Origin of the sequence: Klebsiella michiganensis (genome assembly GCA_000963575.1) — a bacterium.
Classification (GTDB): domain Bacteria; phylum Pseudomonadota; class Gammaproteobacteria; order Enterobacterales; family Enterobacteriaceae; genus Cedecea; species Cedecea michiganensis_A.
In genome coordinates this window covers 5,096,973-5,107,633 of the sequence record CP011077.1, presented here as the reverse complement: position 1 = coordinate 5,107,633, position 10,661 = coordinate 5,096,973, and the positions used below count along the sequence as shown (strand labels likewise).

Below are 10,661 nucleotides of genomic sequence, written 5' to 3'. Positions count from 1 at the left end.
AGATGAAGCTGGGGGTGAGCCTACTCAACCGCACAACCCGGCAGCTAAGCCTGACGGAGGAAGGCGAACGCTACTTCCGTAATGTGCAGCAGATTCTGCAGGCGATGGCCGCCGCCGAAAATGAAGTGATGGAAAGCAAACAGACGCCGCGGGGATTATTGCGTATCGATGCCGCAACGCCGGTAATGTTGCATTTACTGATGCCGCTGATAAAACCGTTCCGCGAACGCTACCCGGAAATGACGCTCTCGCTTGTCTCTTCAGAAACGTTCATTAACCTCATTGAACGTAAAGTCGATGTGGCGATTCGCGTCGGCAATTTAACCGACTCGAGCCTACGTGCTCGTCCGCTCTTTAGCAGCTATCGCAAGATTATTGCTTCACCTGAGTATCTGGCGGCTCACGGCACGCCGGAGAGTGCCGCCGATCTGGTGAATCACGTCTGCCTCGGCTTTACAGAACCGTCCTCCCTTAACCGCTGGCCGGTTTCACAGGCGGATGGGCAGCTTTTTGAGATAAAGCCAGGGTTATCTTCGAATAGCGGCGAAACGCTTAAACAGCTGTGCCTGTCGGGGAACGGCATCGCCTGCCTGTCGGATTTTATGATTGATAGAGAGATTGAGAGCGGAGAATTTGTCGAGGTGCTTGCCGATAAGCTTTTACCGGTCAATATGCCTTTCAGCGCGGTGTACTACAGCGACCGTGCGGTCAGTACCCGTATCCGGGCCTTTATCGATTTTCTAAGCGAAGCGGTAAAACGGCCCCCTGAAGGGCCGTAATCTGGTTTAGTTATCCCACTCAGGAGCCAGGCCTTCAGGGCTTACCAGGCGGTCATTGCATTCCAGGGCAGCAATGGCCGCCATGTCTTCTGCATCCAGCTTTAGGTTCAGCGCCTGCAGGTTGCTTTCCAGATTCGCACGTTTGGTGGAAGAAGGAATAACCGCGTAACCCAGAGCCATCGCCCATGCCAGAATCACCTGTGCAGGCGTGGCCTGATGTTTCAGTGCAATGCGGCCAATGGTTTCATCCGCAAGTGCTTTACCATACGCCAGCGTCATATAGGACGTGATGTGGATGTTATGCTGTTTAGCCCATTCAACAACGGTGCGGTTTTGCAGGTATGGCGACAGTTCGATCTGGTTCGTCGCAATATTTTCAGCGCCAACAGCGTCAATGGCCTGCTGCATCAGCTCAACGGTAAAGTTTGAAATACCAATCTGACGAGTCAAACCAGCTTCTTTCGCTGCCAACAGCACCTGCATAAATTCAGCGACCGGTACGGCATCGTTTGGCGATGGCCAGTGGATCAGGGTCAGATCGACATAGTCAGTACGCAGTTTCGCCAGACTCTCTTTCAGACTTGGGATCAGTTTGTCTTTGCTAAGATTTTCAATCCAGATTTTGGTGGTGATAAACAACTCACCGCGTGGAATACCGCTCTCCTCCAGAGCCTGGCCAACGGCCGCCTCGTTATCATAGATTTGTGCAGTATCTACCGCGCGATAGCCCAGCTCCAGTGCAGTTTTAACCGATGCGATGACGACGTCGTCTTTCAGGCGGAAAGTGCCCAGACCGAATGCAGGAATTGCCATTATTAACCTCATTATAGGATGTGCGTTTGTATGAGGCTGAGTATGCCGGGGAGCACTTTGGTTAAAAAGACGGATAAATGCAGAAGATTTTTGCTAAATCAGCAACAATGTCGCGGTTGATGATGGAATTTAAAAGACAAAAAAAGCCCTGAGTCTAAGACTCAGGGCTTAAATAAGTGGCGGAACGGACGGGACTCGAACCCGCGACCCCCTGCGTGACAGGCAGGTATTCTAACCGACTGAACTACCGCTCCACCGAATTTTTCTACAACTACCGGTTTGTTGCCCCGGTTTACTGCTTAATTTGATGCCTGGCAGTTGATGAACTTCCGTTCACCCTACGGGCCGCTGCTTCGCAGCGTTCAGACTCACCTTTCGGTTCGTCAGTCCTACTCTCTGAGAGTAGTGAACTGCCTCGTATTACTGACCATTACTGCTAATTTGATGCCTGGCAGTTCCCTACTCTCGCATGGGGAGACCCCACACTACCATCGGCGCTACGGCGTTTCACTTCTGAGTTCGGCATGGGGTCAGGTGGGACCACCGCGCTACGGCCGCCAGGCAAATTCTGTTATTGACCGTCACTTCGTGACCATCAATATAATCCTGAACTAAGCTGAAAATCTCTCTCTAAAAACACCTTCGGTGTTGTAAGGTTAAGCCTCACGGATCATTAGTACTGGTTAGCTCAACGTATCGCTACGCTTACACACCCAGCCTATCAACGTCGTAGTCTTCAACGTTCCTTCAGGACTCTCAAGGAGTCAGGGAGAACTCATCTCGGGGCAAGTTTCGCGCTTAGATGCTTTCAGCGCTTATCTTTTCCGCATTTAGCTACCGGGCAATGCCATTGGCATGACAACCCGAACACCAGTGATGCGTCCACTCCGTCCTCTCGTACTAGGAGCAGCCCCCCTCAATTCTCCAGCGCCCACGGCAGATAGGGACCGAACTGTCTCACGACGTTCTAAACCCAGCTCGCGTACCACTTTAAATGGCGAACAGCCATACCCTTGGGACCTACTTCAGCCCCAGGATGTGATGAGCCGACATCGAGGTGCCAAACACCGCCGTCGATATGAACTCTTGGGCGGTATCAGCCTGTTATCCCCGGAGTACCTTTTATCCGTTGAGCGATGGCCCTTCCATTCAGAACCACCGGATCACTAAGACCTGCTTTCGCACCTGCTCGAGCCGTCACTCTCGCAGTCAAGCTAGCTTATGCCTTTGCACTAACCTCACGATGTCCGACCGTGATTAGCTAACCTTCGTGCTCCTCCGTTACGCTTTAGGAGGAGACCGCCCCAGTCAAACTACCCACCAGACACTGTCCGCAACCCGGATCACGGGTCTACGTTAGAACATCAAACATTATGGGGGGGGTGGGTCGAGGGGGGCTGGCGGGCAGGCTGGCGGGGGCGCGGGGGGGGCTCCGACGGATCCGAGGGGTCAAGGGTCAGTGTGGAGGGTGGAGCTAGAGTGGGGGGGGGGGGGTCTTTCCGTCTTGCCGCGGGTACACTGCATCTTCACAGCGCATTTCAATTTCACTGAGTCTCGGCGTGGAGACAGCCTGGCCATCATTACGCCATTCGTGCAGGTCGGAACTTACCCGACAAGGAATTTCGCGTACCTGTAGGACCGTCTATAGTTACGGCGCGCCGTTCTACCGGGGCTTCGATCAAGAGCTTCTCCTTACGGATAACCCCATCAATTAACCTTCCGGCACCGGGCAGGCGTCACACGCGTATACGTCCACTTTCGTGTTTGCACAGTGCTGTGTTTTTAATAAACAGTTGCAGCCAGCTGGTATCTTCGACTGCCTTCAGCTCCACCCGCGAGGGGTTTCACTTACCCGACAGCGTGCCTTCTCCCGAAGTTACGGCACCATTTTGCCTAGTTCCTTCACCCGAGTTCTCTCAAGCGCCTTGGTATTCTCTACCTGACCACCTGTGTCGGTTTGGGGTACGATTTAATGTTACCTGATGCTTAGAGGCTTTTCCTGGAAGCAGGGCATTTGTTAGCTTCAGCACCGGTAGTGCCTCGTCGTCACACCTCAGCGTTAACAGAAGTCCGGATTTACCTAAACTTCCCGCCTACATGCTTAAACCGGGACAACCGTCGCCCGGCTAACATAGCCTTCTCCGTCCCCCCTTCGCAGTAACACCAAGTACAGGAATATTAACCTGTTTCCCATCGACTACGCCTTTCGGCCTCGCCTTAGGGGTCGACTCACCCTGCCCCGATTAACGTTGGACAGGAACCCTTGGTCTTCCGGCGAGCGGGCTTTTCACCCGCTTTATCGTTACTTATGTCAGCATTCGCACTTCTGATACCTCCAGCAAACCTCACAGTTCACCTTCGACGGCTTACAGAACGCTCCCCTACCCAACAACACATAGTGTCGCTGCCGCAGCTTCGGTGCATGGTTTAGCCCCGTTACATCTTCCGCGCAGGCCGACTCGACCAGTGAGCTATTACGCTTTCTTTAAATGATGGCTGCTTCTAAGCCAACATCCTGGCTGTCTGTGCCTTCCCACATCGTTTCCCACTTAACCATGACTTTGGGACCTTAGCTGGCGGTCTGGGTTGTTTCCCTCTTCACGACGGACGTTAGCACCCGCCGTGTGTCTCCCGTGATAACATTCTTCGGTATTCGTAGTTTGCATCGGGTTGGTAAGCCGGGATGGCCCCCTAGCCGAAACAGTGCTCTACCCCCGAAGATGAGTTCACGAGGCGCTACCTAAATAGCTTTCGGGGGGAACCAGCTATCTCCCGGTTTGATTGGCCTTTCACCCCCAGCCACAAGTCATCCGCTAATTTTTCAACATTAGTCGGTTCGGTCCTCCAGTTAGTGTTACCCAACCTTCAACCTGCCCATGGCTAGATCACCGGGTTTCGGGTCTATACCCTGCAACTTAACGCCCAGTTAAGACTCGGTTTCCCTGCGGCTCCCCTATACGGTTAACCTTGCTACAGAATATAAGTCGCTGACCCATTATACAAAAGGTACGCAGTCACCCCATAAAGAGGCTCCCACTGCTTGTACGTACACGGTTTCAGGTTCTTTTTCACTCCCCTCGCCGGGGTTCTTTTCGCCTTTCCCTCACGGTACTGGTTCACTATCGGTCAGTCAGGAGTATTTAGCCTTGGAGGATGGTCCCCCCATATTCAGACAGGATACCACGTGTCCCGCCCTACTCTTCGAACTCACAGTATGTGCATTTTAGTGTACGGGAGTATCACCCTGTACCCTGCGACTTTCCAGACGCTTCCACTAACACACAAACTGATTCAGGTTCTGGGCTGCTCCCCGTTCGCTCGCCGCTACTGGGGGAATCTCGGTTGATTTCTTTTCCTCGGGGTACTTAGATGTTTCAGTTCCCCCGGTTCGCTTCATTACGCTATGTATTCACGCAATGATAGTGTGACGAATCACACTGGGTTTCCCCATTCGGAAATCGCCGGCTATAACGGTTCATATCACCTTACCGACGCTTATCGCAGATTAGCACGTCCTTCATCGCCTCTGACTGCCAGGGCATCCACCGTGTACGCTTAGTCGCTTAACCTCACAACCCGAAGATGTTTCGCTTCAGATTATGAAAATTTGAGAGACTCGAACATGTCTTAACCTCATTCTTTATTACGGAAGAACGAGACGACATGTCGTTTCAATTTTCAGCTTGTTCCGGATTGTTAAAGAGCAAATATCTCAAACGTGACTCTTTCAAGTCAGTTTTGAGATATAACGGCACGCAACTTTCACTTACATACCAGCAAGTGGCGTCCCCTAGGGGATTCGAACCCCTGTTACCGCCGTGAAAGGGCGGTGTCCTGGGCCTCTAGACGAAGGGGACACTGAAGTCTCAATCGCAAGACGCCTTGCTTCTCTACATCTATCAGACAATCTGTGTGAGCACTACGCGGGTTGTATCTATTAGGTAAGGAGGTGATCCAACCGCAGGTTCCCCTACGGTTACCTTGTTACGACTTCACCCCAGTCATGAATCACAAAGTGGTAAGCGCCCTCCCGAAGGTTAAGCTACCTACTTCTTTTGCAACCCACTCCCATGGTGTGACGGGCGGTGTGTACAAGGCCCGGGAACGTATTCACCGTAGCATTCTGATCTACGATTACTAGCGATTCCGACTTCATGGAGTCGAGTTGCAGACTCCAATCCGGACTACGACGCACTTTATGAGGTCCGCTTGCTCTCGCGAGGTCGCTTCTCTTTGTATGCGCCATTGTAGCACGTGTGTAGCCCTACTCGTAAGGGCCATGATGACTTGACGTCATCCCCACCTTCCTCCAGTTTATCACTGGCAGTCTCCTTTGAGTTCCCGGCCGAACCGCTGGCAACAAAGGATAAGGGTTGCGCTCGTTGCGGGACTTAACCCAACATTTCACAACACGAGCTGACGACAGCCATGCAGCACCTGTCTCAGAGTTCCCGAAGGCACCAATCCATCTCTGGAAAGTTCTCTGGATGTCAAGAGTAGGTAAGGTTCTTCGCGTTGCATCGAATTAAACCACATGCTCCACCGCTTGTGCGGGCCCCCGTCAATTCATTTGAGTTTTAACCTTGCGGCCGTACTCCCCAGGCGGTCGACTTAACGCGTTAGCTCCGGAAGCCACGCCTCAAGGGCACAACCTCCAAGTCGACATCGTTTACGGCGTGGACTACCAGGGTATCTAATCCTGTTTGCTCCCCACGCTTTCGCACCTGAGCGTCAGTCTTTGTCCAGGGGGCCGCCTTCGCCACCGGTATTCCTCCAGATCTCTACGCATTTCACCGCTACACCTGGAATTCTACCCCCCTCTACAAGACTCAAGCTTGCCAGTTTCGAATGCAGTTCCCAGGTTGAGCCCGGGGATTTCACATCCGACTTAACAAACCGCCTGCGTGCGCTTTACGCCCAGTAATTCCGATTAACGCTTGCACCCTCCGTATTACCGCGGCTGCTGGCACGGAGTTAGCCGGTGCTTCTTCTGCGAGTAACGTCAATCACTAAGGTTATTAACCTTAATGCCTTCCTCCTCGCTGAAAGTACTTTACAACCCGAAGGCCTTCTTCATACACGCGGCATGGCTGCATCAGGCTTGCGCCCATTGTGCAATATTCCCCACTGCTGCCTCCCGTAGGAGTCTGGACCGTGTCTCAGTTCCAGTGTGGCTGGTCATCCTCTCAGACCAGCTAGGGATCGTCGCCTAGGTGAGCCATTACCCCACCTACTAGCTAATCCCATCTGGGTTCATCTGATGGCAAGAGGCCCGAAGGTCCCCCTCTTTGGTCTTGCGACGTTATGCGGTATTAGCTACCGTTTCCAGTAGTTATCCCCCTCCATCAGGCAGATCCCCAGACATTACTCACCCGTCCGCCGCTCGTCACCCAGGAGCAAGCTCCCCGTGCTACCGCTCGACTTGCATGTGTTAGGCCTGCCGCCAGCGTTCAATCTGAGCCATGATCAAACTCTTCAATTTAAAAGTGTTTGATGCTCAAAGAATTAAAACTGTTTATAAAATCAGTAGTCACTCTTCAAGACTTGATATTTGTTTGCATCCTAAGATGCTGAGATATCAATCCTGCGAGTGCCCACACAGATTGTCTGATAAATTGTTAAAGAGCAGTGAGTCAGTCGCTTTCGCTTGCTAACTCGAGGTGGCGTATAATACGCTTTCCTCTTTCAGAGTCAAGCGTTTATTTTCGCTTTCATCTGACTGACTCCCGGGTTGTTAAGCCGCTTTTGAAGCCGCTTCGCCGTGTCAGTGGAGGCGCATTATAGGGAGTTCTCAGAGTCTGACAACCCCTAATTTGAAAAAACTTTCTGACCGCATTCTTTTTCACCAGCAGCGCGCAGAAAGCCAGCAAATACGGGATATTTGCTGCATAAATCACCGCAAAATCACTGCCGGTGGCATACTAGGGCAAGTAATACAGCTAAAGGAATTGCGTCATGTCTTTATCCACTCAACAACTCGCTGCCCAAAAAAACCTTTCTTATGTGCTGGCTGAGAAATTAGCCCAGCGAATTCTTAAGGGCGAATATGCGGCAGGCAGCATTCTTCCGGGCGAGATGGAGCTGGGTGATCTCTTTGGCGTCAGCCGGACCGCCGTTCGTGAAGCCGTAAAGACTCTGGCGGCAAAAGGCATGCTGTTACCTCGCCCAAGAATTGGCACTCGCGTCATGCCCCGCAGCCACTGGAACTTCCTTGATAAGGAACTGATAGCCTGGTGGATGACCAAAGATAACTTCAGCCATGTAGTAGAAGAGTTTTTGATTATGCGTAATAGCCTGGAGCCGCAGGCCTGCGCATTAGCCGCTATTAATAGTAATGAGCAGCAACGTACCAGGCTGGCTCAATTGATGACGCAAATGACGGAACTGCAGACGGCCTTTGACCGGCAGCGCTGGATTGAAGTGGATATGGCCTACCACGAGCTCATCTATGAAATGAGTGGTAACCCTTTCATGACATCTTTCGCGAACTTATTCAGGTCTATTTATTACAATTACTTCACCGCGATTACCGATAACGAAGTCATTAAGCTCGATTTACATCAGGCGATTGTTGATGCCATTACTCACGGAGAGGAGCAGGCCGCCTTTGACGCCTGCCTGGCGCTGTTAAAGGAACCCGTCGCTCATCGGTAGTCTAAGGCGTACATAACCTTCAGGATAATAATGACGAAAACAGCACGCAGCATGGCCGGCCTGCCATGGATAGCCGCGATGGCTTTCTTTATGCAGGCGCTGGATGCCACCATTCTTAACACCGCGCTCCCGGCAATAGCCCATAGCCTGAATCGCTCACCGTTGGCCATGCAGGCCGCCATTATTAGCTACACCTTAACCGTCGCAATGCTTATCCCGGTAAGCGGTTGGCTAGCCGATCGCTTCGGCACACGCCGCGTATTTATGCTGGCTGTTAGCTTGTTTACCCTTGGCTCCTTCGCCTGCGCCATGTCCGGATCGTTAACTCAACTGGTCATCTTCCGCGTGATTCAGGGGATTGGTGGGGCAATGATGATGCCGGTAGCCCGTCTGGCGCTACTTCGGGCTTATCCGCGCAGCGAATTACTCCCGGTGCTTAACTTTGTCACCATGCCAGGCCTGGTCGGCCCGATTATCGGCCCACTGCTCGGTGGCGTACTGGTGACCTGGGCAAGCTGGCATTGGATCTTTTTAATCAATATTCCGATTGGCATTCTGGGCCTGCTGTATGCCCGCAAATACATGCCCAATTTCACCACGCCTAAACGCGGATTTGATATGAGCGGCTTCCTGCTCTTTGGTGCGGGGCTGGTGCTGATCTCCAGCGGCGTTGAGCTATTTGGCGAGCGGATTGTTGCCAGCTATATAGGCATGTTGGTTATTCTGGGCGGTGTTTTGTTGCTACTGGCGTATGTCTGGCATGCTCGCCGCGTTCCAACCCCGCTTATTCCCCTGCCTCTGTTTAAGACGCGCACCTTCTCCGTTGGTATCGTCGGCAATATAGCCTCACGTCTCGGCACCGGCTGCGTGCCTTTTTTAATGCCACTTATGCTACAGGTGGGATTTGGTTATTCGGCACTGTTGGCTGGCTGCATGATGGCGCCTACGGCAGTTGGTTCGTTACTGGCCAAATCGACGGTGACTCAGGTGCTGCGCTGGCTAGGCTATCGTAAAACACTGGTCGGCATCACCCTCGTCATCGGCCTGCTTATTGCCCAGTTCTCGCTACAGTCACCGGGAATGGAAGTCTGGTTGCTGATCCTTCCCCTCTTTATATTAGGGATGGCGATGTCGACGCAGTTCACGGCCATGAATACCATCACGCTTGCTGACCTGACGGATGAGAACGCCAGCAGCGGCAACAGCGTGTTAGCGGTGACTCAGCAGCTTTCAATCAGCCTTGGGGTTGCGGTAAGCGCGGCAGTGTTGCGGGCATGGGAGGGTGTTGAGAGCGTCAATACCATCGAACAGTTCCATTACACCCTGCTGACGATGGGTGCGATAACGCTGGTCTCTTCGGCGGTATTTCTGCTGCTGCGCCCCAAAGACGGGCGCAACTTAATTAAAGAACGCCACAAACCTTAAACGGAGCTTCGCTCCACCAGCTCCGGCGTCAGCAGTAAACGCTGCTGCGCCAGATCGGGCTGCCCCATCCGGTGGATAAGCACATCCACGGCCAGTTCGCCAAGCTCATCTTTAGGCTGATGAATGGTCGTCAGCGGCGGCGTCATGTAACGCGCAAGTTCAATATCATCGTAGCCAATCACCGCCATGTCCTGGGGTATGCTGAGGCCAGCCTGATATAAAGCATGGTAGGCCCCAACGGCCATGGCATCATTCCCCATAAATACTGCGTCAGGCCTGTCCGCCAGAGTGAGCAGTTCGCTCATGGCGCTAAATCCACCCTGAAACTCGAAGTCGCCGATAATTTCATACCCGGGATAAATAGTCAGCCCGGCCTGCGCCATTGCTTTCCGGTACCCTTCCAGGCGTAGCCTGGCCGGCGTTTTGTCCTGCGGCCCGGCGATACAGGCAATGCGGGTATAGCCATTGTCGATAAGGTGCTGCGTGGCCATTTCCCCGCCGAGCAGCGAGTTATCCTGAATCACATCGCTTTGCCCTTCAAATGGCGCCCAGTCCATCATCACGGTCGGGATAGTCGGGTAGCGGTTGATGATTTCAGGCGAAGGCTGATGCGTTTCGGTACACAGCAGCAGTAATCCATCGACGCGCTTTTGCAGCAGCGTTTCCAGATTTCGGTTCATGCGCTGCTCATCGCCTTCGGTATTGCACAGCACCAGGCTATAGCCGCGTTCAAAGCAGCTGCGCTCCACGCCACGCACCAGTTCGGAATAGAAGGGGTTGCTACTCGCGGTGATCAGCATGCCAATAGTGTGCGTTTGATTGAGCTTGAGGCTGCGAGCCAGCGCAGAAGGGGCGTAGTTCAGCGTTTTTACCGCTTCCTCAACCTTCTGGCGAATGGCATCGCTAACAAAGCGATCGTTATTAATGACGTGAGAAACGGTAGAAGTAGAAACGCCCGCCAGGCGGGCGACGTCTTTCATGGTAGCCATG

4 protein-coding genes, 2 tRNA genes, 3 rRNA genes and 1 pseudogene are annotated in these 10,661 nt (G+C 52.9%); 3 read left to right on the top strand and 7 right to left on the bottom strand.

What is annotated here, in order from left to right; all coding sequences use genetic code 11:
• The first annotated feature begins 2 nt into the window (after positions 1-2).
• Positions 3-779: pseudogene (locus VW41_23685) on the top strand (LysR family transcriptional regulator).
• 6 nt (positions 780-785) lie between these two features.
• On the opposite strand, the gene dkgB reads toward VW41_23685, so the two are convergent.
• The 6 genes from dkgB to VW41_23655 form a co-directional block, all read right to left on the bottom strand.
• Positions 786-1,592 (bottom strand): 2,5-diketo-D-gluconic acid reductase, encoded by an 807-nt coding sequence (gene dkgB, locus VW41_23680; protein ID AJZ91801.1) that lies wholly within the window; start codon positions 1,590-1,592, stop codon positions 786-788.
• Positions 1,593-1,769: 177 nt separating this feature from the next.
• A tRNA-Asp gene (locus VW41_23675) sits at positions 1,770-1,846 on the bottom strand.
• A gap of 192 nt (positions 1,847-2,038) precedes the next feature.
• Positions 2,039-2,154 (bottom strand): 5S ribosomal RNA (locus VW41_23670).
• A 72-nt stretch (positions 2,155-2,226) separates the two neighbouring features.
• Positions 2,227-5,170 (bottom strand): 23S ribosomal RNA (locus VW41_23665).
• 203 nt (positions 5,171-5,373) lie between these two features.
• Positions 5,374-5,449 (bottom strand) — tRNA-Glu (locus tag VW41_23660).
• 76 nt (positions 5,450-5,525) lie between these two features.
• A 16S ribosomal RNA gene (locus VW41_23655) occupies positions 5,526-7,076 on the bottom strand.
• Together the 16S, 23S and 5S rRNA genes with 2 tRNA genes alongside form the textbook arrangement of a ribosomal RNA operon.
• A 471-nt stretch (positions 7,077-7,547) precedes the next feature.
• Here VW41_23655 and VW41_23650 point away from each other — a divergent pair.
• Together VW41_23650 and VW41_23645 are read left to right on the top strand one after the other, a co-directional pair.
• On the top strand, positions 7,548-8,246 hold the full coding sequence (locus VW41_23650; protein ID AJZ91800.1) for a GntR family transcriptional regulator: 699 nt from the start codon (positions 7,548-7,550) through the stop codon (positions 8,244-8,246).
• A gap of 30 nt (positions 8,247-8,276) precedes the next feature.
• Positions 8,277-9,671, top strand: coding sequence for a major facilitator transporter (locus VW41_23645; protein ID AJZ91799.1), 1,395 nt, complete (start codon positions 8,277-8,279; stop codon positions 9,669-9,671).
• Here VW41_23645 and VW41_23640 read toward each other — a convergent pair.
• On the bottom strand, positions 9,668-10,660 hold the full coding sequence (locus VW41_23640) for a transcriptional regulator (protein ID AJZ91798.1): 993 nt from the start codon (positions 10,658-10,660) through the stop codon (positions 9,668-9,670). The two genes, VW41_23645 and VW41_23640, sit on opposite strands and share 4 nt — an antisense overlap.
• Position 10,661: the final 1 nt, after the last annotated feature.